19 protein-coding genes are annotated in these 22,312 nt (G+C 64.3%); 9 read left to right on the plus strand and 10 right to left on the minus strand.

Annotated elements, in window-relative coordinates:
- Positions 1-50 precede the first annotated feature (50 nt).
- Complete coding sequence (locus tag QCE48_RS03950; RefSeq protein WP_309785987.1) at positions 51-1,301, minus strand: ABC transporter substrate-binding protein; 1,251 nt, start codon at positions 1,299-1,301, stop codon at positions 51-53.
- Positions 1,302-1,837: 536 nt separating this feature from the next.
- Here QCE48_RS03950 and zwf point away from each other — a divergent pair.
- The 3 genes from zwf to QCE48_RS03965 all read left to right on the plus strand — a co-directional run bounded on the left by zwf (position 1,838) and on the right by QCE48_RS03965 (position 6,156).
- A complete protein-coding gene (gene zwf, locus QCE48_RS03955) occupies positions 1,838-3,307 on the plus strand; it encodes a glucose-6-phosphate dehydrogenase (protein ID WP_309785986.1) in 1,470 nt (489 codons plus the stop codon).
- A gap of 244 nt (positions 3,308-3,551) precedes the next feature.
- A complete protein-coding gene (gene pgl / locus QCE48_RS03960) occupies positions 3,552-4,253 on the plus strand; it encodes a 6-phosphogluconolactonase (RefSeq protein WP_309785985.1) in 702 nt (233 codons plus the stop codon).
- On the plus strand, positions 4,234-6,156 hold the full coding sequence (locus QCE48_RS03965; RefSeq protein WP_309785984.1) for a bifunctional transcriptional regulator/glucokinase: 1,923 nt from the start codon (positions 4,234-4,236) through the stop codon (positions 6,154-6,156). The genes pgl and QCE48_RS03965 overlap by 20 nt, the downstream gene beginning before the upstream one ends.
- A 60-nt stretch (positions 6,157-6,216) precedes the next feature.
- Here the strand turns inward: QCE48_RS03965 and QCE48_RS03970 are convergent, their stop codons facing one another.
- The 5 genes from QCE48_RS03970 to QCE48_RS03990 form a co-directional block, all read right to left on the minus strand.
- A complete protein-coding gene (locus QCE48_RS03970) occupies positions 6,217-7,209 on the minus strand; it encodes an alpha/beta fold hydrolase (protein ID WP_309785983.1) in 993 nt (330 codons plus the stop codon).
- 272 nt (positions 7,210-7,481) lie between these two features.
- Complete coding sequence (locus tag QCE48_RS03975; RefSeq protein ID WP_309785982.1) at positions 7,482-8,645, minus strand: porin; 1,164 nt, start codon at positions 8,643-8,645, stop codon at positions 7,482-7,484.
- Between the two features lie 571 nt (positions 8,646-9,216).
- Positions 9,217-9,996, minus strand: coding sequence for an ATP-binding cassette domain-containing protein (locus QCE48_RS03980; protein WP_309785981.1), 780 nt, complete (start codon positions 9,994-9,996; stop codon positions 9,217-9,219).
- A 16-nt stretch (positions 9,997-10,012) separates the two neighbouring features.
- Positions 10,013-10,726 (minus strand): ABC transporter permease, encoded by a 714-nt coding sequence (locus tag QCE48_RS03985; protein WP_309785979.1) that lies wholly within the window; start codon positions 10,724-10,726, stop codon positions 10,013-10,015.
- A gap of 15 nt (positions 10,727-10,741) precedes the next feature.
- Entirely contained in the window at positions 10,742-11,428 is a 687-nt protein-coding gene (locus QCE48_RS03990) for an ABC transporter permease (RefSeq protein ID WP_087629043.1), read from the minus strand.
- A 413-nt stretch (positions 11,429-11,841) separates the two neighbouring features.
- Here QCE48_RS03990 and QCE48_RS03995 point away from each other — a divergent pair, with 413 nt between their 5' ends.
- Positions 11,842-12,540: a pirin family protein gene (locus QCE48_RS03995; RefSeq protein ID WP_309785978.1), complete on the plus strand. Its 699-nt coding sequence runs from the start codon at positions 11,842-11,844 to the stop codon at positions 12,538-12,540.
- Between the two features lie 87 nt (positions 12,541-12,627).
- On the opposite strand, the gene QCE48_RS04000 is transcribed toward QCE48_RS03995, so the two are convergent.
- Entirely contained in the window at positions 12,628-13,218 is a 591-nt protein-coding gene (locus QCE48_RS04000; RefSeq protein WP_309785977.1) for a periplasmic heavy metal sensor, read from the minus strand.
- Positions 13,219-13,451: 233 nt separating this feature from the next.
- On the opposite strand from QCE48_RS04000, the gene QCE48_RS04005 reads away from it, so the two are divergent.
- Positions 13,452-14,174 carry a response regulator gene (locus QCE48_RS04005; RefSeq protein ID WP_087629040.1) on the plus strand — a complete coding sequence of 241 codons (723 nt, stop codon included), beginning with the start codon at positions 13,452-13,454 and terminating at the stop codon, positions 14,172-14,174.
- Positions 14,158-15,525 carry an ATP-binding protein gene (locus QCE48_RS04010; protein ID WP_309785976.1) on the plus strand — a complete coding sequence of 456 codons (1,368 nt, stop codon included), beginning with the start codon at positions 14,158-14,160 and terminating at the stop codon, positions 15,523-15,525. The genes QCE48_RS04005 and QCE48_RS04010 overlap by 17 nt, the downstream gene beginning before the upstream one ends.
- A 27-nt stretch (positions 15,526-15,552) precedes the next feature.
- Here QCE48_RS04010 and QCE48_RS04015 read toward each other — a convergent pair whose 3' ends face one another.
- Both QCE48_RS04015 and QCE48_RS04020 read right to left on the minus strand, forming a co-directional pair.
- Positions 15,553-15,816 (minus strand): hypothetical protein, encoded by a 264-nt coding sequence (locus tag QCE48_RS04015; protein ID WP_062634607.1) that lies wholly within the window; start codon positions 15,814-15,816, stop codon positions 15,553-15,555.
- 120 nt (positions 15,817-15,936) lie between these two features.
- Positions 15,937-17,622 carry a diguanylate cyclase gene (locus QCE48_RS04020; protein ID WP_309785975.1) on the minus strand — a complete coding sequence of 562 codons (1,686 nt, stop codon included), beginning with the start codon at positions 17,620-17,622 and terminating at the stop codon, positions 15,937-15,939.
- A 597-nt stretch (positions 17,623-18,219) separates the two neighbouring features.
- On the opposite strand from QCE48_RS04020, the gene QCE48_RS04025 reads away from it, so the two are divergent.
- Positions 18,220-19,971 (plus strand): ABC transporter permease subunit, encoded by a 1,752-nt coding sequence (locus tag QCE48_RS04025; RefSeq protein ID WP_309785974.1) that lies wholly within the window; start codon positions 18,220-18,222, stop codon positions 19,969-19,971.
- A 30-nt stretch (positions 19,972-20,001) separates the two neighbouring features.
- The gene (locus QCE48_RS04030) at positions 20,002-21,345 is read left to right on the plus strand and encodes an AAA-associated domain-containing protein (protein ID WP_087629114.1); all 1,344 of its coding nucleotides are present in this window, start codon (positions 20,002-20,004) and stop codon (positions 21,343-21,345) included.
- A 69-nt stretch (positions 21,346-21,414) separates the two neighbouring features.
- On the opposite strand, the gene QCE48_RS04035 is transcribed toward QCE48_RS04030, so the two are convergent.
- Positions 21,415-21,807, minus strand: coding sequence for a hypothetical protein (locus QCE48_RS04035; protein ID WP_309785973.1), 393 nt, complete (start codon positions 21,805-21,807; stop codon positions 21,415-21,417).
- Between the two features lie 106 nt (positions 21,808-21,913).
- Here QCE48_RS04035 and QCE48_RS04040 point away from each other — a divergent pair, with 106 nt between their 5' ends.
- Positions 21,914-22,249 (plus strand): hypothetical protein, encoded by a 336-nt coding sequence (locus tag QCE48_RS04040; protein ID WP_309785972.1) that lies wholly within the window; start codon positions 21,914-21,916, stop codon positions 22,247-22,249.
- Positions 22,250-22,312: the final 63 nt, after the last annotated feature.

Here is a 22,312-nt window from a genome sequence, read left to right on the forward strand (position 1 = left end):
CGGTCGAAACCGCACGGCGCCCGCTTCGCGTTACGTCGAGACGCTCGCGATTACTTCGTCTTCGCTGCGTTCGCGAGCGCCTGCACCGCGCTCTTCGAATCCTGCGTCGAGTTCATGAACTTCGTCACGACGTCGGTGATCGCGCCCGCCGTGGCATCGCCCTGAGCCATCCCGTGCGCGAGCGACGGCACATAGCCGCCCGACTTGAGCGAGGTCTGTTCGTCCGAGTAGGACTTCTTCGCGCAGTCGTCGAACTTGTCCATGTTCACGCCGAGACGCACCGGAATCGAACCCTTGTTCAGGCTGAACTGCTCCTGGAACTCCGGCGTCATGATGGTCTTGGCAAGCGCGAGCTGGCCCGGCGTCGCGGCCTTCTGGCCCTTCTGCTGGAAGAACACGAACGAGTCGACGTTGAACGTGAAGGACTTTTCCGTGCCCGGAACGGCTGCGCACACGTAGTCGCTGCCCGCCTTCTTGTTCGCGCCGGCGAATTCGCCCTTCGCCCAGTCGCCCATGAACTGCATGCCGGCCTTGCCGTTGATGACCATCGCGGTGGCGAGGTTCCAGTCGCGGCCGGTGCGGCCGTTATCGAAGTACGACTGGATCTTGCGGACCGTGTCGAACACCTGGACCATCTTGTCGGAGGTCAGCGTCTTCTGGTCGAGGTCGACGATTGCCTTCTTGTAGAAGTCCGCGCCCTGCGACAGCACGACGTCTTCCCACAGCGTCAGGTCCTGCCACGGCTGACCGCCCGCGGCCACCGCGACGATGCCCGCGGCCTTCATCTTGTCGGCAACCTGGAAGAACTCGGCCCAGGTGGTCGGCACCTTGCCGCCGGCCTTGTCGAGCGCGGCCTTGTTGATGTAGAGCCAGTTCACGCGGTGCACCGAGAAGGGCGCGGCGACATAGTGGCCGTCGGCGTGAACGATCTTGTCGATTTCAGGCGGCAGGTTCTTCTTCCAGTCGCCGGCGACCGAGTCGATCGGCACGAGCACGCCCTGTTCGGCCCATTCCTGGATCAGCGGACCCTTGATCTGCGCGGCGGTCGGCGCGTTGCCCGAGATCACCTGCGTCTTCAGCGCGGTCATCGCGGCAGCGCCCGCGCCGCCTGCGACGGCGAAGTCCTTCCACGTGTAGCCCTGCTTGGTCATGTCGTCCTTGAGCACGCCAATCGCCTTCGATTCACCGCCGGACGTCCACCAGTGCAGCACCGATACGGCTTCGGCCGCCTGCACCGACGCCGACGCGCCACACAAGAGACCAGCGGCGCAAAGCGCGCCCATGAGCTTACGGACTTTCATTGTTTATCTCCTCCGAAACACCTGAACAAAAAACGATTGGCCCCTGATTCAGCAGGAAGCGGTGGTGGGAAAAACGGGTGATACACGGGTGGCCGGGGTCCGGCGGTGTCGGCGGGACAGAGTGCAACGTGAGACGGCGCCATGCGCGCGACGCACGTGCGTAGCCGGCAGACCGAAACGCGGCCGAACGGCTCTCAAGAGATGAGTGGTTTGAATCGCAACGGTTGTCTCCTCTTTTGATTCTGCTTGAGCCCCGGGCCGCCGATGAACGCACGGCGCTCTGACGGCGCGAAGGCTCGAGGCTGCTGGAAGCGGCGCGTGGCGGACGTTGCGCAAAAAGCGTGCATCCGATCGCTCCGCTAACATTCGAAACGCCACTCCGGGAAAACGCTCATCTTCTGATTGACATAAGCTTTTTGTTCCGGGATGACATTACCTCTTGATTTGGATTGTAGTTAAACTACAATTCAGTGTCAAAAAAATTTTTATCGGACTACGGTCCCGAACAAAGTCCCTGAAAGGGAAGACGGAGACACATGCAAACCGACTCGAATTTCATCTTCGTGCTCTTCGGCGGAACGGGCGATCTCTCGATGCGCAAGATCCTGCCGGCGCTCTTCGAAGCGCACCGCGCAGGGATGCTCGCGCCGGCGGGCAAGATCCTCGCCGTCGCACGCGGCGTCGAAACGCGCGCGGCCTATCTCGAGTGGGTCGAGGAGCATGTGAAGCCGCACGTCGCGAAAAATGGCGCGGGCAGCGTGGATGACGAGGCGTGGTCGGGCTTTCTCGCGCGCGTCGAGTATGTGCACATCGACCTCGGCAAGCCGGAGGATTTTCTCATTCTGCGCGACGCGGTCGCGGCGCACGACGGCATTCGCGTCTTCTATCTCGCCACCGGGCCGTCGCTGTTCGTGCCGATCTGCCGCGCGCTCGCCGATGTCGGTCTGAACCAGAACGCGCGCATCGTGCTGGAAAAGCCGCTCGGCTACGACCTGGAATCGTCGAATGCGATCAACGACGCGGTCGGCGAGATTTTCCAGGAAGAGCAGATCTACCGGATCGACCACTATCTCGGTAAGGAGCCAGTGCAGAACCTGCTCGCGCTGCGCTTTGGCAATGCGCTTTTCGAGCCGCTCTGGCGCCGCGAATGGGTGGAGAGCATCCAGATCACGATCGCGGAAGAACTCGGCGTGGAAGCGCGCGGCGATTTCTACGACAACACCGGCGCCTTGCGCGACATGGTGCAGAACCACTTGCTGCAGCTGCTCTCCATCGTGACGATGGAGCCGCCGCACTCGATGGATTCCGACTCCGTGCGCGATGAAAAACTGCGCGTGCTGCGCGCGCTGAAACCGATCGATCCGCGCGACATCAGCCGGGTCGCGGTGCGCGGGCAGTATCACGCGGGCGTGATCAAGGGCGCCTCGGTGCCGGCCTACGCGACCGAAAAGGGCGTGCGTCCCGACAGCCGCACGGAAACGTTCGTCGCGCTGAAGGTGGAAATCGAAAACTGGCGCTGGGCGGGCGTGCCGTTCTTCCTGCGCACGGGCAAGCGGCTCGCGGACCGCGTCGCGGAGATCGTCGTGAATTTCCGGCCGGTGCCGCACTCGGCGCTCGGCGCGAATGCGTTGCGCGCGGGCGCCAACCGTCTCGTGATCCGTCTTCAGCCGAACGAGACCATTCGCCTTTACTGCCTCGCCAAGCAGCCGGGCGAGGGCATGAATCTGGCGAGCGTCCACCTCGATCTCGCATTCGACCAGTTCTTCCGCGAAGGACAGATGGAGGCCTACCAGCGCCTTCTGCTCGACGTGATCCGCGGGCGCCTCGCGCTCTTCGTGCGGCGCGACGAGCAGGAAGCGGCGTGGCGCTGGGTCGAGCCGATCCTGAACGAGTGGGAAGTGTCGCCGAAGCCGCCGAAGCCTTACGCGGCGGGCACGTGGGGACCGGCGGCGTCGAGCGCGATGCTGGCGCAGCACGGTACGTGCTGGCTGGAAGAAGAGAACTGATAAAGCACCAAAGCCGCGGTTTTTGAAACACGGTGAAGCTGGCGAATCGAGAAGACAATAGCAACAGATCGATGACGACGCGCTCACGGCGACACGACGACAGCGCGCCGAAGACGGCAACACGACGACGGCAACAAGACGACGGCACGCGCCGATGAGCGCGCGAGACCCGAGCCGGGGCATGACCCGCCGCCGCACCACGCGGCGGGCTGATCAAACGAAAACAAAGCAGGATGGAGGAGCAGTGATCGAGCTTCACACTTTCGACGACCCGCGCGCCCAGTCGGACGCGCTGGCGAAAGCCGTGGGCGACGCGCTAAAGGCGTCGCTGGCGGCTCGCGGTGCCGCGTCAGCCGACGCCGCCTATCACGCGACGCTTGCCGTCTCCGGCGGCACGAGTCCGCGTCCCTTTTTAGAGGCGCTTTCAGGCGAACCGCTCGACTGGGCGCACATCGACGTGACGCTCGTCGACGATCGCTGGGTGCCGGAAACGGATGCCGCGAGCAACGCGCGTCTCGTGCGCGCGACCCTGTTGCAGAACGCGGCGAGCGCGGCGTATTTCTGGCCGCTCGTCGACACCTCGGATTCGCTCGAAACGCATATCGCCGACCTGAACGGCGACGCGCAGCGCCGCCTGCCCGATGTCGCCGTGCTCGGCATGGGCGAGGACGGCCACACGGCGTCGATCTTCGCGGACGCGCCCGAGTGGGACGTCGCGATCACCACCGCCGACCGCTTCGTCTCGGTTCACCCGGCAAGCGCGCCGCACGCGCGCGTGAGCCTGTCGATGTCGGCGCTGAAGCAGATCGGCCAGCTTTATCTGCTGATCGCGGGCCAGAAGAAGCTCGACGTGTTGAACGCGGCGCTCGCCGCACCACAAAAAAACGCCATCTCGACGTTGGCTAATGCTCAGGGAGTCAAGCTCGATGTCTACTGGTGTGCATAGCAAGGCCGCGCCGGCCGGCAGCCAGCATGCCGACGGACCGAGACTCCTCGCCGACGTGGGCGGCACCAATGCGCGCTTCGCGCTCGAAACGGCGCCGGGCGAAATCGGGCAGATCCGCGTGTACCCGGCCGCCGACTATCCGGGCATCGCGGAGGTCATGCAGCAGTATCTGAAGGACACCAAGGTCGGCCGCGTCAATCACGCGGCGGTCGCGATCGCGAATCCGGTCGACGGCGACCACGTCGCGATGACCAACCACGACTGGAGCTTTTCGATCGAAGCGACGCGCCGCGCGCTCGGCTTCGATACGCTGCTCGTCGTCAACGACTTCACCGCGCTCGCGATGGCGCTGCCCGGCCTGACCGACGCCCAGCGCGTGCAGGTCGGCGGCGGTTCGCGGCGGCAGAACAGCGTGATCGGCTTGCTCGGGCCGGGCACGGGCCTGGGCGTCTCGGGGCTGATCCCCGCCGACGACCGCTGGATCGCGCTCGGCAGCGAGGGCGGCCACGCGAGCTTCGCGCCGTCGAATGAAGACGAAGACCTGGTGCTGCGCCATGCGCGAACCAAGTGGCCGCATGTGTCGTTCGAGCGCGTCGCGGCGGGGCCGGGGCTGGAACTGATCTACCGCGCGTTCGCGGAGCGCGACGGCATCGCGGTGGCGGAATCGGTGAACAGCGCCGACGTCACCAAGCGCGCCCACGACGGCGAGGCGCTCGCGCTCGCCGCGGTGAACTGCTTCTGCGGCATCCTCGGCACGTTCTCCGGGAACATCGCGGTGACGCTCGGTTCGCTCGGCGGCATCTATATCGGCGGCGGCGTCGTCCTCAAACTCGGCGAACTGTTTTATAAATCGCCGTTTCGCGAGCGTTTCGAGGCGAAAGGGCGGTTCCAGCAGTATCTGTCCGGCGTGCCGACCTATGTCATCACCGCCGAATATCCGGCGTTCCTCGGCGTTTCCGCGATTCTCGCCGAGCAGTTGTCGAATCGCGCGAACAGCGGTTCGTCGGCGGTATTCGAGCGCATCCGCCAGATGCGCGACGCGCTCACGCCCGCCGAGCGCCGCGTCGCCGATCTTGCGCTGAACCATCCGCGCTCGATCATCAACGATCCGATCATCGACATCGCGAGGAAGGCCGACGTCAGCCAGCCGACCGTGATCCGCTTTTGTCGCTCGCTCGGCTGCACGGGGCTTTCCGACTTCAAGCTGAAGCTCGCGACTGGTCTCACGGGCACGATTCCGGTGAGCCACAGTCAGGTGCATCTCGGCGACACGGCCACCGATTTCGGCGCGAAAGTGCTCGACAACACGGTCTCGGCAATCTTGCAGTTGCGCGAGCATCTGAATTTCGACAGTGTCGAGCGCGCGATCGACATCCTGAACGGCGCGCGGCGCATCGAGTTTTACGGTCTCGGGAATTCGAACATCGTCGCGCAGGACGCGCACTACAAGTTCTTCCGCTTCGGCATTCCGACGATCGCTTACGGCGATCTCTACATGCAGGCGGCGTCGGCGGCGCTGCTCGGCCGTGGCGACGTGATCGTGGCGGTGTCGAAGTCGGGCCGCGCGCCGGAGTTGCTGCGCGTGCTCGAAGTCGCGATGCAGCAGGGCGCGACGGTCGTGGCGATCACGTCGAGCAACACGCCGCTCGCCAAGCGCGCGACGGTCGCGCTGGAGACGGATCACATCGAGATTCGTGAATCGCAGTTGTCGATGATTTCGCGCATCCTGCATCTCGTCATCATCGACATCCTCGCGGTCGGCGTCGCGATCCGGCGCGCGGCGCCGAAGCCCGGCGCCAAGCTCAACGAGACGGTCGCGGCCGTGCGCGACGCGGGCGACGAGGAAGCGGGCGCGGTCCTCGACTGGCTGAGCCACGGTGCGTCGGGCGCGGCGCGGGAGTAACCGCTCCAGCCGTCGCGATGGGGCAAAACAAAGGCCGCCGGTGAGAACCGGCGGCCTTTGTCATGAAGCGGCCCGTGCGGATGGCTCCTCGATCCGCTGGCGCGAGTTCGACGACGCCTTCGCCTCGTCGGCCGTTGGCCTGCCGGCCGGTGCCGGATCGAGTCCGAGGAACCGCAGCACATGCGTCGCGACGAGCTGCCGGTCGTTGTCGACGCAAATCAGGTGATAGCTGTTCTCGAGCACGACCAGTTCGGAACGCTTCACTGCGCCGCGCAGAAAATACGCCGACTTAAGGCTCGTCAGGTCGTCGTGGCGCGCGTGCATGACGAGCGTCTCGCAGGCGAGCGCGGCAGCGGCGCGCCTTGCGAGCCGTCTCAGCCGATCCACCTCGCGGATACATGCAAGCGGCACCCATCGATAGTGGAAGGCGTCGCCGCGCGCGAATTTCGCCTTCACGATCGAACGCAGTTCCGCGTTCTTGATGCCGTATGGCTCGCTTTCATCGACGCGCACGCGCTCCGGCACGAACGGCAGCCAGTACGCAGCGTGACGCAGCGCGCGATACCAGGGCGTCGCCCAGCCGTCGATGTAGATCGGCGGCGCCAGCGCGACGAGCCGTCCGCGCGCGTGACCTTCCCGCGCGCACAGGGCGAGCGCGAGCAGCGCGCCCATGCACATGCCGATCACATGGACGGTGTCGTAGTCGCGCGCGATCTCGCGATACGCCGCCGTGACCGCGTCGAGCCACGTTTCCGCGCGCACGCTCGCCAGATCGTGCGGCGTGGTTCCGTGGCCGGGCAGGGTGATCGAATGCGGCTCGATGCCCGCGCGCCGCAGCGCCTTGTGGATCGACCCGAGGTCGAATTGCGTGCCGCCGAGACCGTGGATCAGAAACGCGGCGGTGCGCCCGGTCGTTTCGCCGGCTCGAGCGCGGCATTGCGCGTCGCTCGCTTCGGTTTGTTCGGTTTGATCGGCGGAAGTCGCCGGATGTCCGGCGTCGGAGGAATCGGCAAGTGCCCAGAACGAGCCGTGAAGTTGAGGGCGCTGGCGCATGAAAGCCTCGTCGTTGGTGGATCGGCGAGGCTAGATGGCGGGCGCACCCACGACTAGCGGAGAATTCCTAAATCAAAGGCCTGAAGCGGATGTTTTTGGATAGAGCACGGCGGCGCTGCACCCGAGCGTTCATTTCGCGCGACTGGCCGCATTCACGCCTGTCGAAGCGCCAATAAAAAACGGTGCGATACCCTTTCGGGCACCGCACCGATACGCGCCTCTCGCAGCAGCGTGAAAACTCTCGTGAAGCCTTTTTCTGTCAGACCCGTCGATTAGAACGAGTGCTGGATACCTGCATACACGCCCGACTGGCTGTGGCCTTGCAGCGGGTTGTCGGTCGCAGCCGACGTACCGAAGTTGTTGGCGTTCAGACCATAGTTAGCCGACTTGCTGTTCTGCACCGTCGCCACCTGGATGTCGAGCAGCGTGCGCTTCGACAGGTTGTAGGAGCCGCCGACCGTGTACAGCGTCGCATTGCCCGCGCCGTTGTTGGCGTTCGAGTGGTAGACAGCCGCAATCAGTGCCGCTGCCGGCGTTGCCTGCCACGTCACGCCGCCCCATTCGTGGTCGATCGTCGTCGGCTGGCCCGGCAGCACGTTCGTCATGCCCGAGCTGCGGATTGCCTGATAGGCACCCTGGATCTTGAACTGGCCCAGGAACACGTTGAACGCCGCCGTGTATTCGCGCGAGTAGCCGTACACGCCGTTGCCGTTGGCGTTGCCGCCCGTCGCATTGGCGCCGTTGAGCGGATCGTAGACGCCGCCGAGCGAGCCGTTCGCCGGGTTGCGGATTTCGTCGTACATGCCGCGGATCTGGAAGAGCGCGGACGTGTACGTCAGTTGCAGACCGCCTTCACGGCCTTGCGGCGTGCTGCCGTTACCGTTCCAGTTCGTCGCGTTCGACAGCGCGTACTGGCCGTACACATCAAAGCCGTACCACTTCGGCGACTGGTACGAAATGTTGTTGCTCGATTGCGGCCAGTTGCGGCCACGCACCAGCGACGCCGACGACCAGTTCGACTGACCGAACGGATCGAAGTCCCACACGCCGTTGGCGATGAAGAGTTCGCGACCCAACAGCAGCGTACCGAAGCTGTTGTTGGCGATACCGACCGTCGCCCAGCGATTGAAGATGCCGTTATTGCCCGGGCCCTGACCCGTCATGGTGTTGAAGCTGCCTTCCAACTGGAACACGGCCTTGTAGCCGCCGCCCAGGTCTTCGACGCCCTTCAAGCCCCAGAGGCTCGTGCCCCAGTCGCCGCTTTCAGCGCGGAAACGGTGCGTGCTGCCGGTGGCGGGAGCATTGGCGGGACCTGTCGGAACGCCCGTCATGTATTCGAGCCCCGCGTCCAGGCGACCATACAGCGTCACGCTGCTCTGAGCGTGGGCCGCAACGCCGAACGTCAGCAGCGATGCCGCGAGCAAAGCTTTTTTCATCATCTCCTCCAACCCTGTCAAAAAAAAGGAACCCAAGTGCTGCCGTGTGGCGCGATGCGAGAGCATCGAACCGGAAATCGTTTTCAGAGGGACACGCGCGGGCAGGTGCGCCCTGGTTGATCCGCGCGCTGGCCTAAACGCGGACGCGACTGCCGACCGTTGGGTTCGGTGTCTCCTCTGTTCTTTTTGAAGTAAAACTACTTTTTGTGAACTTCCTTTTGGTACTTTGATTACTAATTTATCAAAATACGTTTTGGGCGCCAAAGAAATTTGCGCTTTCCCACCCATGTGTCTCGAAAACGCAATGCCGGTGTGCGCGACAAGCCACGCCCGATTCATCGAAATCCGTCCAAAGCCTTACCGCGTAAGGGGTTTAGGAAGATGAAAGCTTTAGGTCAAGGAATGACTCTATTGACGGGCGCCCGAGAGGCGGCTAGGCCGCGAAAGTCGTTCCCGGCGAGGCTTCGGGGCTGCGCGCGGACATGAAAAAAGCGCCTTGCGGCGCTTTTTCTCGGGTCGCTCAACGCGGATGGGCGCGCGTGCGACTACAGGAACTACAGAATTAGCAGCATCACTTGAGACTGCCGGACAGAAACTGCCTGAGCCGCTCGCTTTTAGGCGCGCCGAACACCTCCTGCGGATGACCTTCTTCTTCGATGCGCCCCTGGTGCAGAAACACGACATGGTTCGACACGTTGCGCGCGAACGCCATCTCGTGCGTGACGACGATCATTGTGCGGCCTTCCTCGGCGAGCGTCTGCATCACCTTCAGCACTTCGCCGACGAGTTCCGGGTCAAGTGCCGAGGTCGGTTCGTCGAAGAGCATGACGTCGGGATGCATCGCGAGGGCGCGGGCGATCGCGACGCGCTGCTGCTGCCCGCCCGACAAGTGCGACGGATACTGCTGCTCCACGCGCGGCGCGAGTCCAACCTTCTCCAGGTACGTGCGCGCGCGCTCCTCGGCTTCCTTCTTCGGCAGGCCGAGCACGTTGACGGGCGCCTCCATCACGTTTTCCAGCACGTTCATGTGCGACCACAGGTTGAAGTGCTGGAACACCATCGAGAGCTTCGAGCGCACTTCGCGCAACTGCTTCTGGTCGGCGACCTTCAGCGCGCCGGTCTTGTCCTTCAGCGTGCGCACTTCGACACCATCCACGAAGATGCGCCCCCGGTTGGGCTGCTCGAGGAAATTGATACAACGCAGCATCGTGCTCTTGCCCGAACCGGACGAGCCGATGATGCTGATCACGTCGCCGGCTTTCGCCTTCAGCGACACGCCCTTGAGCACTTCGTTTTCGCCGTATTGCTTGTGGAGGTCGTCGACGAAGAGCTTTTGCTTCTGTGCATTCATGTGCGGTCCTTGCGGCTTATTTACCCTGCGGCCGCAGGTACGCGAGCCAGCGATGCTCGGCGCGGCGGAACAGCCACACGAGCGCGAACGAGATGACGAGATAGAGGAGCGCGGCGATGCCGAACGCCTCGAACGACTTGTACGTCGCGGAATTGACGTCGCGCGCGATCTTCAGGATGTCGGGCACGGTGGCGGTGAAGGCGACGGTCGTCGCGTGCAGCATCAGGATCACTTCGTTGCTGTAGTACGGCAGGGCGCGTCTGAGCGCCGACGGCAGGATCACGCGCCGGTAAAGCGTGAACGACGACATCCCGTAGGCGCGCGCCGCCTCGATTTCGCCGTAGGGCGTCGCCTTGATCGCGCCGGCGAAGATTTCGGTGGTGTACGCGCAGGTGTTGAGCGTGAACGCCAGCAGCGTGCAGTTCATGCCGTTGCGGAAGAACTCGTTGAGCAGCATGTGGTCGCGCACGACCTGCAGGCTGTAGAGCCCGGTGTAGCAGAGCAGCAACTGCACGTAGAGCGGCGTGCCGCGAAACACATATGTATACAGCCACACGCCGCGCGAGAGCAGCTTGTTCTTCGAGACGCGCGCAACCGCGAGCGGAATCGACAGACAAAAACCGAGCGCGATCGAGATGACCAAAAGCCACATCGTGATGGCGAGGCCGGTGACGCGGTAGCCGTCGGTGAAGAGATAGTTCTTCCAGTATTCCTGGATGATTTCGAGCATGAGGTCCGCCGCTTTTTATAGGTCTGCCTTGCGCACGCCGATCGAATAACGGCGTTCCAGCCAGATCAGCACGAGATTCGACACGGTCGTGATCACGAGATAGATCGCGCCCGCGAGCAGCGTGAAGAAGAAGAACCGCAGCGTGCCCTTGCCGGCGTCTTGCGCGGCCTTCACCACGTCGGCGAGGCCGATGATCGAGACGAGCGCCGTCGCCTTCACCATCACCTGCCAGTTGTTGCCGATGCCGGGCAGCGCAAAACGCATCATCTGCGGAAACATGATGCGCGAGAAAGTCTGCCACGGCGTCATGCCGTAGGCCGCGCCCGCTTCGAGTTGGCCGCGCGGCACGGAAAGAAACGCGCCGCGGAAGGTTTCGGTGAAATACGCGCCGTAGATGAAACCGAGCACGAGAATGCCGGCGAGAAACGGGTCGATGTCGATCTGATCCCAGCCGAGGAGGTCGGTGAGATTGTTCAGCCAGATCTGGATGCTGTAGAAGAGCAGCAGCATCAGCACGAGGTCGGGCACGCCGCGGATGAGCGTCGTATACAGCGTGCCGATCCCCGACGAAATGCGGTTCCTCGACAGTTTCGCCGCCGCGCCGATCAGTCCGATCACGAAAGCGAACGCGAGCGACAGCACCGCCAGTTTGACAGTCTGCCAGGTGCCCGAGAGAATCAGCGGCCCGTAGCCTTGAAGCATGGTGATTCCTTGATGACGTGCGGTTGGTCCGCGGTTTTTCGCATGACGGAGGGCCGCTTCGGCCCTCTTTCAGCGATCGTTCGGCGCCGTGGTCGAGTCGCGTGCGCCCGGTTGGCCGCAGCCTGCGAGCGTCGGTATTCTAGGCGTCCAAAATTGGGATACGGCGTTTTTGCACCGCGCCACGGCCCGCCGACGGCCTTGTCGGCCCGCGTCGCGGCTCGTGTGCCGGTCCGCAAACAGAGCGCCCGCGACGAAAAGCGCAGCATTTTACCCGAAGCCGCCCGCCGCGCGAGCGAACCCGGATTCGGCCGATTACCCGCATTTTCAGGACGGTGTAGTGCCGGCGCGCCCGTTGTTCGTCGGCTGGCCCGCCCTTACATTGGATGCATCGCAAAACCAACCGGAGAAACGGGATGTTCGAGATTCGTCGCGGCAATGAACGAGGTCATGCCAACCACGGCTGGCTCGATTCGTATCACACGTTTTCGTTCGCGGATTACTACGATCCGGAGCACATGCATTTCGGCGCGCTGCGCGTGATCAACGAGGATCGCGTCGCGGGCGGCAAGGGCTTCGGCACGCACGGCCATCGCGACATGGAGATCATCAGCTATGTGCTGGAAGGCGCGCTCGCTCACCGCGACAGCATGGGCAACGGCTCCACGATCCGCCCGGGCGACGTGCAGCGCATGAGCGCGGGCACCGGCGTGCGTCACAGCGAATTCAACGGCTCGCACGACGAGACCGCGCACTTCCTGCAAATCTGGATCATTCCGGATGCGCCGGGCGGCGCGCCGGGCTACGAGGAAAAGCACTTCGACGACGCCGAAAAACGCGGACGCCTGCGCGTGATCGCATCGCCTTCGGGGCGCGACGGCGCGGTGAAGCTCGGTGCGGACGCAGAGATCCACGCGGGTCTTTTCGACGGCGACGAGCGCGCCCAGTTCGACGTGCCCGCCGGACGGCGCGTGTATGTGCACGTGGCGCGCGGGGCGGTGTCCGTGAACGGCGAAAAGCTGCAAGCCGGCGATGCGGCGCGCCTCGAGGACGTGTCGAAGGTCACGCTCGAGGACGGCGAAAAGGCCGAAGTGCTGCTATTTGACCTGGCCTGACGCATTCGGCAAGGCCAAAGGAAGAAGCCGCGGGTGCGAGTCTGAACGCGACCCCGCGGCTTTTTTCATGCGCGGAAGATTCGCGCGTTACGGCTTGGTGGTGGCCGCCGCGCCGCTCGCCGGGCGTTCGCCCGGCGCGCCGCGGTGCTTGCCCCAGCGCTCATGCATCTTGTCCTGATGCTCGTGCATCTTTGCGAAGTGCTTCTTGAGCGCCGAGCTGACGGTCGTCTTCTGCTGGTCGTTCAGTGCGTTGTAGAAGTGGAGCCACGCGGTGGACGTCTGCTCGCGCAACTGCGCGTTCTGCTCTTCGATTTTCTGATGCGCGGCGTGCATCGCGTTCAGGTCGAGAATAGGCTGCTGCGCCATCGACTTGAACTGGTCGCGCATCTGCTTGTGGCTTTCGCGCATGGCCGTGTGGTTCTGCTTCATCGTGTCGAGCGCGTTCTGCCACAGCTTTTCCTGGTCGGCGTTAAGCTTCAGTTGGCCGTGCAGTTCGTTGAGCTGCTTCTGCATGCGCATTTCCATGCGATGTCCGCCGGGGCCGCCGGGACCACCCATCGCCATGCCGGGGCCGCCGGGCGGCGGCGCGTCGGAGGCGGGCGTGGCGGCATTGGCGGCGCCGATCGTCATGGCGAGCGCGGCGGCGGCGACAGCGAGGATTCGGGATTGCTTCAGCATCGTGGACTCCTGTTTTGATGATCGAGGCCGAGTCGGCGAAGCTTGAGTAGCGAAGTGAACAAGACTCACGCCTTCGGTGAGACACAGCGTAGAGTTTCCTCACAACGGCCGTGTTACGGCGCGCGTCGTGCTTGTTACGCCGGTTTACGAGCCGCTTTCGCCGTAACACCCGGTAACCCTTTGCGGCGCGTTCGCCGCCAATCTGCCTAAGGCCGCGCGTTAAACTTGCCTCCATGACTACTCAAATTCTTGTCGTCGATGACGACGCTGAACTGCGCGATCTCCTGCGCGACTATCTGGTCCGGCAGGGCATCGAAGTGTCCGTGCTGCACGACGCCGGCTCGCTCGAGCGGCGCATCGAGCGCGAGCGCCCGGATCTCATCGTGCTCGACCTGATGATGCCGGGCGTCGACGGCCTGACCGCGCTCAGAAAACTGCGCGCGTCCGGCGACGACATCCCGGTCATCATGCTGACCGCCCGTGCCGACGACGTGGACCGCATCGTCGGGCTGGAACTCGGCGCGGACGACTACCTCGGCAAGCCGTTCAATCCGCGCGAACTGCTGGCGCGCGTGCAGGCGGTGCTGCGACGCCGGCGCACGATTCCGTCGGCGGCACCGGAGCAGCGCGAGCCGTTTTCGTTCGGGCGCTTCAGGCTCGACTTCCAGTCGCGCACGCTGCAGCAGGACGACAAGCCCATCACGCTCTCGGGCAGCGAATTCGCGCTGTTGAAGATCTTCGTCAACAATCCGATGCGCACGCTCACCCGCGAACGCCTGCTCGAACTGCTGCACGGCCCGGAATACGACGGCACCGACCGCGGCATCGACGTGCAGGTGTGGCGTCTGCGGCGCATCCTGGAAACCGACCCGTCCGCGCCGCGCTTCATCCAGACCGTGCGCGGACGCGGCTACGTGTTCGTGCCCGACGGCGAGCAAAATGCGCCGGCCCATTGATTCACTGTTCGGCCGGCTGGTCCTGCTCGTCATCGGCGTGCTGGTCCTGTCGCATGTGGCGTGGTTCGCGGTCATTCGCGTCGAGCGCGACAACAACCAGACGCGCTACGCGGTGGAAGAGGCCACGTTCCTCGTCGATGCCGTGCGCCAGCACATCGCCAATTCGCCGAACCAGCCGCTGCCGTCGCGCGTGCGGGTCGTCGCGTCGGATAGTCCCGACGTGCCGAAGCCGGCGCCCCCGTCGGGCGACGAGGACGTCCCGCCGCCGATGGGCCGCTTTCTCGAAGACCTGCGCGACCGTCTGCCGGACGGCACCGAGGTGCGTCTCGGCGAGCCGGGCGCGCCGCCGAGCATCTGGGTGAAGGGCATCAAGGACACGGACTGGATCGTCGTGCCGGTGCAGCCGCTGCGTCCGCCGCGTTCGCGCGACCGCATGCTCGTGTGGCTCGCGATCATTTTTTCGACCGCCGTGATGGCGGCGCTGCTTGCCGCGTGGCAGTTGCAGCAGCCGTTGCGCTCGCTCGCGCAGGCGGTCGCGCGCTTCGGCCGCGGCCAGCCGACGCCGCCTGTGCCCGAACGCGGTCCGCGCGAACTGCGGCAACTGACGCACGGTTTCAACCAGATGGTGCGCGAGGTCTCGCAGACCGAAAACGACCGCGCCGTGATGCTGGCGGGCGTCGCGCACGATCTGAAGACACCGCTTGCGCGTCTGCGGCTGCGCGCCGAGATGATGGAAGAGGCGAAGCTGCGCGACGGCGTGGTGCGCGACGTCGATTCGATGGCGCATATCGTCGACCAGTTTTTGGTGTTCGCGCACGATCGCGCCGATGGCAGCGAGCCGATCGAAGTGGATCAGCAGTGCGAGAAGATCGCTCGCACCTATCGCGCGGTGGCGCCGGGCGCGCAGCCGGTTCAGACGCGGCTCGAAGCGGGTCCGGACTTCGTGCTGCCCGCCGCGACGCTCGACCGTGTCTTGTCGAACCTGCTCGACAACGCCCATGCATACGGCGCGCCGCCCGTCGTGATCGAGACCTGGCGCGGGGCGAACGGCTGGAAATTGCGGGTGGCGGACCACGGCGGCGGCATCGCGCCTGACGATCTCATCAAGGCGAGCCGGCCGTTCGTGCGCCTCGATCCGGCGCGCGGCGGCAGCGGCCACAGCGGACTAGGCCTCGCGATCGTCGAGCGGTTGGCACGGCGCGCGGGCGGCGAATGCGAGATCGGCAATTACGACAGCGGCCATCACGAAAGCGGCGGACTACAGGTGTTGATGACGTTCCCGTTCGATGTCGCGACGCGCCCCGTCGGCGAGCGGCGGGTGGTCGCGCATCGAGAGGAGCGAGCGATCTGAACAGGTCGAGTCAAACGCGCGGGACGCTCAGTCGAAGAGCGTTTCCAGCGCGGAGGCGGCTTCGCTGTCGACGGTGTTGTAGGTGACGGTGGACGCCTCGAAGATGTAATGCGTCGTGTACTTGCCGAGCCGCCCGAGAATCTCTTCCTGAATGACTTCCGGCGCGACGTCGATCTTCAGGAACCAGGCGGTCGAGGAAAGCCGGGTCTGGAACGAGCCATACTCGGCGAGCAGGTGGTCGAATGCTTCAGCGTCCTGATCGCGGCAAACGATGACCAGATTTCCCTTCATGCAAAACCTCCTGAGGACAGCGGCGTCGGATATCGAACGTCGATGATACCTGCTGCGCGTCGAGCGCGTCGGAGGCGGTTTCCGCGCGCGATGGAGGGTGCTTTTCCGGCTGCGCGGCGCTTATTTGCCGGTGAGCGAGTTTTCCGGCCGCCGCGCGGGCGGTATGGAATCGGCCGGGCGGACTTCGCTGCGATCGCGGCCGCGCGACTTGGCTTCGTAGAGCGCGAGGTCCGCGCGGCTCAGGATCCACTCGGTGGCGTCGCCCTCGGCCAGTTCCGTGATGCCGATGCTCACGGAAAGCGCGGCTTCGTCGGGCAGATGCGCGCAATGCTCGTGGTGAAAGCGCTTTCGGAGGCGTTCGAGCACGGCCTGCGCGTCCGCGAGCGACGTCTGCGGGAGCAGCAGCCCGAATTCCTCGCCGCCCAGCCGGCCGATCGCATCGCTCGGGCGAAGCTGCGCGCGGCACACTTCGACGAAATGTTCGAGCGCGCGGTCGCCGGAAGCGTGTCCGAAGCGGTCGTTGATCTGCTTGAAGTAGTCGAGATCGGCGATCGCCACCGACAGCGGCGTGCCCGCCGCGCGCGCCAGCTCCACTTCGTGACGCAGCGTGTCGAGGAAATAGCGGCGGGAGAGGGCGCCCGTGAGCGCATCGTGGCGCGCTTCGGCCGAAAGCAGCGTATTGGCGGCCTGCAACTGCTCGGCCAGATCGCGCGTCGCGCGGTGCAGGCGCCGCTCGCGCGAGTACGACGTCGCGATCACGGTCGCGAGCGCGACGATCCCGAGCATCGTCAGGAACACGAGGATGCGGTCGCGGCTGTGGTTGCGCGTGAGGTCCGGCCAGCTCGTGAGCGGATGCACGATATGCGCCGAGAGCCCCGAGTTCAGGCCCGTGCGCTCGTCGTAGAGGGCGGGCGTCGAACTGCCGTTCGCGGAATAGAACGAATTCGCAACCGCGCTCGGCAGCCACTTCTCGGTCGCGCGGATCTGTTCGCCGACGCGCGCGACATGCAGTTGTGGGAACGCTTCACGGCGATAGTGATCGACGCGTTCCTCCACCGTCATCTTCGTCACGGGCGCATCGGGCATCGCTTCGTATTCGAGCCGGCCGTCGTGCGCCATCACGACGACGCCGTTCTCGTCCGTGACGAACGTGCCCGCGCGCGACACCCAGTGCCGCAGCCGGTCGATGCTCACCTTCGCGATCAGCGCGCCGACCAGAAAGCCGTCGTCGTAGACGGGCGCCGCGATGAAGATGCCCGGCTCGCCCGACAGCCGTCCGACGCCGTACATCTCGACGAAGCCGCCGAGCAGCGCGCGCGCCACGTAGCCGCGCTCGCTCATGTCAAAGCCGATGAAGCTGTTGTCTTCGGTGGCGTTGCTCGACGCGACGCACAGCCCCTGATCGTTGACGAGCCAGACCGAATCCAGTCCGGAAAAGCCCTGCGCGTCGTGCAGGAAGTTGTTGACCTTGGCGAGTTCGGGGCGCCCCAACCAGTCGGCGCGGCGCTCGGATTCCGTCGCGGGAGGCTTCGAGGCATAATGCCGCGACTCGACGAGCGCGTGCTGCATCAGATCCATTTGGGCGAGCGTGGCGGGAATCGCGCGCGACATCGCGAGGTCGCTCGCGATGATCTGCGCCATGTTGTCGACGATCGAAGCCGCCATCTGGCGCTCCGCGCGCACCGTGGCGGACATTTCTTGTTGTACCATTCGGTCCGACAGCGCGCCGGCCGCGACCCAGCACGCGCATGCGAGCAACGCGAGGGCGAGCGTCGCGGTCACACGGTGCAAGGTTGTCTTATTCATCGATCCTCTAGTCGCGAAGGGCGCATCGGCCGGACAATTCTTCTTTTAGCAGACAAGCCACGATTGGACGATGTTTTTGTACGCCTATCAAGCGTCTTGTCGGTCCGGGCAGAAGGAGAACGGCAAAAAAGCCCGGTTTAGCGCTGCCGCAAGCCTGTTTCGACGATGCCGGCGCGCCGCGTGCCGACCGCTCGTGCGCGCGGGTCCGCTTGCGAACGAACGCGCGCCGCAAGCGCACGGATACGTTCCTCGCCGACGTTTCGCCTTGTTTCGGCACGGGCCTTCATTTTTGCCTTGCATGTGCCGATGAGCAACAGTCGCCGTGCCCGGCGCCGCGGTTGTGCCTGTCACGAAGGTTGGTGTAGTGTCGATCGATTCGAAATCAGCAAGACGCGCGGCCGGCGTTTCGGAAAGCGGCGCGACAGAATCGCGGCGCGAATAGCGCAAACAGCGCAGAAGGGCGAGATCCGCACTTGTCGCTGCCGCGTTTCGCGCGAGGCGGCTTTTCATGGACGGGCGGCATGCGCCGCCCGAGCACTCGAGCAACATCCCGCGCCGCGCGCGGGCAGCAATACGAGCCTCACGGGGAGGGCCCTGATGGATTTTGGTTTCAATCTGAATCGCATGGCGAACGCGTCGGCGTGGCGGCTCCTGCCCAATCGCTGGGACTTCGTCGCGTTCCCGATGATCATCTGCATCATCGCGCTCGCGGCGGTCGGATTCCACGAGACGATGGCGCCGATCTCGACCCTGCAAAGCCAGGCGATTTCGCTCGATCCGTCGAACCTGCCGGAGTACGCGCTGCGCACCACGCTGCGCATGCTGGCGGCGATGGTCGCCTCGCTCGTGTTCACGCTCGTCTACGGCACGCTCGCGGCGAAGAGCCGGCGCGCGTCGCTCGTGCTCGTGCCGGTGCTCGACATCCTCCAGTCGGTGCCGGTGCTCGGCTACATTTCCTTTACCGTCACGTTCTTTCTCGCGCTTTTTCCGGGACGCGTGATCGGCGCCGAGTGCGCCGCGATCTTCGCGATCTTCACGAGCCAGGCGTGGAACATGACGTTCAGCTTCTATCAGTCGCTGCGCACGGTGCCGCGCGATCTCGACGAAGTCTCGCGCGGCTTTCATCTCACCAACTGGCAGCGCTTCTGGAAGCTCGAAGTGCCGTTCTCGATGCCGGGCCTCATCTGGAACATGATGATGTCGATGTCGGGCGGCTGGTTTTTTGTGGTCGCCTCCGAGGCGATCACGGTCGGCAATCGCACCATCGTGCTGCCGGGCATCGGCGCGTATCTCGCGACGGCCATCGGCGAGCGCAATCTGGGCGCGATCGGCTGGGTGATCCTGACGATGACCGTCGTGATCCTCGCCTACGACCAGCTGATGTTCCGGCCGCTCGTCGCGTGGGCCGACAAGTTCCGCATGGAGACGACGAGTTCGGGCAACGCGCCGGCGTCGTGGCTGCTCGACCTGATCCGCCGCACGCGGCTGATTCACCGGCTACTCGTGCCGGCCGGCTGGCTTTTCGCGAAAGCGGCGCGCGTGCCGCTCAAGCTGCCTTCGCTGCAGGGCGTGCGTCTGTCGTTGCCGAAGGCCGCGTCCTCGACGCGCGCCGGCGACATCGCGTGGGCCGCGGTCGTACTGGTGGTGACGGCGATCGTCGTGTGGAAGGTGACGGCCTTCGTGATGACGGGCGTCACGTGGCATGAAGTCGGGCATGTCTTCGTGCTCGGGCTGATTACGCTACTGCGCGTCGTCGTGCTGATCGCGATCGCTTCGGTGATCTGGGTGCCGGTTGGCGTGCTGATCGGGCTGCGTCCGGCGCTCGCGGAAAAGATCCAGCCGGTCGCGCAGTTTCTCGCGGCCTTTCCGGCGAATCTGCTGTTTCCGGTGTTCGTCGTCGTGATCGTGAAGTTCGGCCTGAATCCGGACATCTGGCTTTCGCCGCTGATCGTGCTCGGAACGCAGTGGTATATCCTCTTCAACGTGATCGCGGGCGCGAGCTCCTACCCGAACGACTATCGCGAGGCCGCGACCAACTTCCAGATCAAGGGCTGGCAGTGGTGGCGCCAGGCGATGCTGCCGGGCATCTTCCCGTACTACGTCACCGGCGCGATCACGGCGTCCGGCGGCGCGTGGAACGCGAGCATCGTCGCCGAAGCGGTTTCGTGGGGACAGACGAAGCTCGTCGCGCACGGCCTTGGCGCCTATATCGCCGAGACGACGGCGGCCGGCGATTACCCGAAGATCATTCTCGGCATCGCCGTGATGTCGCTCTTTGTCACGCTGTTCAACCGACTGCTGTGGCGCCCGATGTATGCGTACGCCGAAGCGAAGCTCCGGCTGGATTGAGGACGAGTTCCGATGCAGAACGTGAAGAACATGCAAACGCCCGCACAGCACAACACCGCGACGTCCACGGCCGCGCCGGCGGGGCCGCGCCTCGGCAGCGAAATCCTGCGCGTCGACAACGTGAGCCGCGGCTTCAACAAGACGCAGGGCGAACTGCTCGTCCTCGAAGACGCGAACCTGTCGCTGCGCGAAGGCGAGATCGTCGGCTTGCTCGGGCGCTCGGGGTCGGGCAAGTCCACCTTGCTGCGGATCATCGCCGGACTGATCGAGCCGACGGCGGGCGAAGTCACCTACCTGAACGAACCGTTGCGCGGGCCGGCGAAAGGCGTCGCGATGGTGTTCCAGACCTTCGCGCTGTTCCCTTGGCTCACCGTGCTCCAGAACGTGGAAGCCGGCCTCGAAGCGCAGGGCGTGGGCGCGCGCGAGCGGCGCGAACGCGCGCTCGCCGCGATCGACCTGATCGGTCTGGACGGCTTCGAGAACGCGTATCCGCGCGAGCTGTCGGGCGGCATGCGCCAGCGCGTGGGATTCGCGCGCGCGCTCGTCGTCGATCCCACTTTGCTCTTGATGGACGAACCGTTCTCCGCGCTCGACGTGCTGACCGCCGAAAACCTGCGTACCGATCTGCTCGATCTGTGGACGCAAGGACGCATGCCGATCAAGTCGGTGCTGATCGTCACGCACAACATCGAGGAGGCTGTGTTCATGTGCGACCGGATTCTCGTGCTGTCGTCGAATCCGGGGCGCGTGATGGCCGAGATCAAGGTGCCGTTCAAGCATCCGCGCAACCGGCTCGACCCGGCGTTCCGGCGGCTGGTCGACGACATCTACGCCAAGATGACCGCCCGCAAGCTCGGCGAGGCGACAAAGAAGGGGCTGGAACTCGGAAGCTGGCTGCCGAACGTGTCGACGAACCTGATGGCGGGTCTGATCGAAACACTCGCCGCCGACCCATATCACGGCCGCGCCGACATGCCGGAGATCGCGCGTTCGCTGCATCTGGAAGTGGACGACCTGTTTCCGGTCGCGGAAGTGTTGCAGCATCTCGGTTTCGCGGACGTGCGCGAGGGCGACATCTTCCTCACGCCGCCCGCGCGCGTCTTCGCGGAGTTCGGCACACAGGAGCGCAAGATGATGTTCGCCGAGCATCTGTTGCGGCACATTCCGCTTGCCGCGCGAATCCGCAAGGTGCTCAACGAGCGTCCGGGGCATCGCGCGCCGCGCGTGCGCTTCGAGCAGGAACTGGAGGACTTTCTCTCCGACAAGGCCGCCGAGGAAACGCTCGACGCGGTCATTACATGGGGACGTTACGGCGAGATTTTCTCGTACAACGACCAGACGGAGATGCTGAGTCTGGAAGACGTGGAGTCGTGAATACCGACCTCGGTGATAGAAGGCGGCTCGCCGTCCCTGGCGCGACGGACCTGACAGACAGGCCGTCTCTCACTTTCGATCCTGGGCTGCCTGACGAATTTGCGAACATGAAATAAGGGCGCGTCCGTTGGCGGACGCGACGTGCAGGTGCGATAAAGCTCGGCGAAGAGCCTCGGTTCGGTCGGCAAAAGAAAGCCGCTTCAGACAATCTGAAGCGGCTTTTTTCTTTGCCGACGCGTTTGATGCGGGTTGTAGAAAGACCGTAAATAGGACATTTCGTATAGTCATGCGCTTCGTCGAAACTGGAAAATCGAAAGATATCGTTGGGGAATCGACAGGAATGCCTGCGGCGCCGCCGCGATGAGTTCCCATCCTGACGTGTGCGCGCCAGAATCCGCAAACAAAAATCAACAAAACAGGAACATCAGAGATGAGCAATCGGGGGCCGTCGAGATTCATCATCGCATCGCTTGGAACGCGACTGGCTAGTTCCTCTTCCAGCCATCTTCGTCCGGTCGTCGCTGGGACCAGCGAGCCAGGCACTATCTTTCAGGTGCTCGACGTTGCAATGCGTTCCGGCAAGACATCGGCGGCAAATGTGCACGGGGTGGAAGCATTCGATCTGAATGGTCAACACAACACGCTGAAGCTTTCTCTGACTGACGTAGTGAATATCGGAGAACGCAATCTGTTCATCGAGGATGGAAGGCAGCAGGGGAAGGTGAACGGCGGAGCGGGCGACACGGTGGATTTGTCGAACTCGCATATTGCCGGCATCTCGGACGGCGATTGGCAGCAGCACGGCAACGTCGCCGTGCAAGGTGTCACGTATGACGTTTATCTGCACGCTGGGGCGCAAGCGGAGCTGCTTGTCCAGAAAGGCGTGCAAGCGGTGGTCCAATGAGATCGGGATCGCGCGAATTAGTCGAGTTCGTACTTTGCGCGATTCTAACGATTTGCCTGCTTA

Origin of the sequence: Caballeronia sp. LZ024, assembly GCF_031451455.1 — a bacterium.
GTDB classification, from domain to species: domain Bacteria; phylum Pseudomonadota; class Gammaproteobacteria; order Burkholderiales; family Burkholderiaceae; genus Caballeronia; species Caballeronia telluris.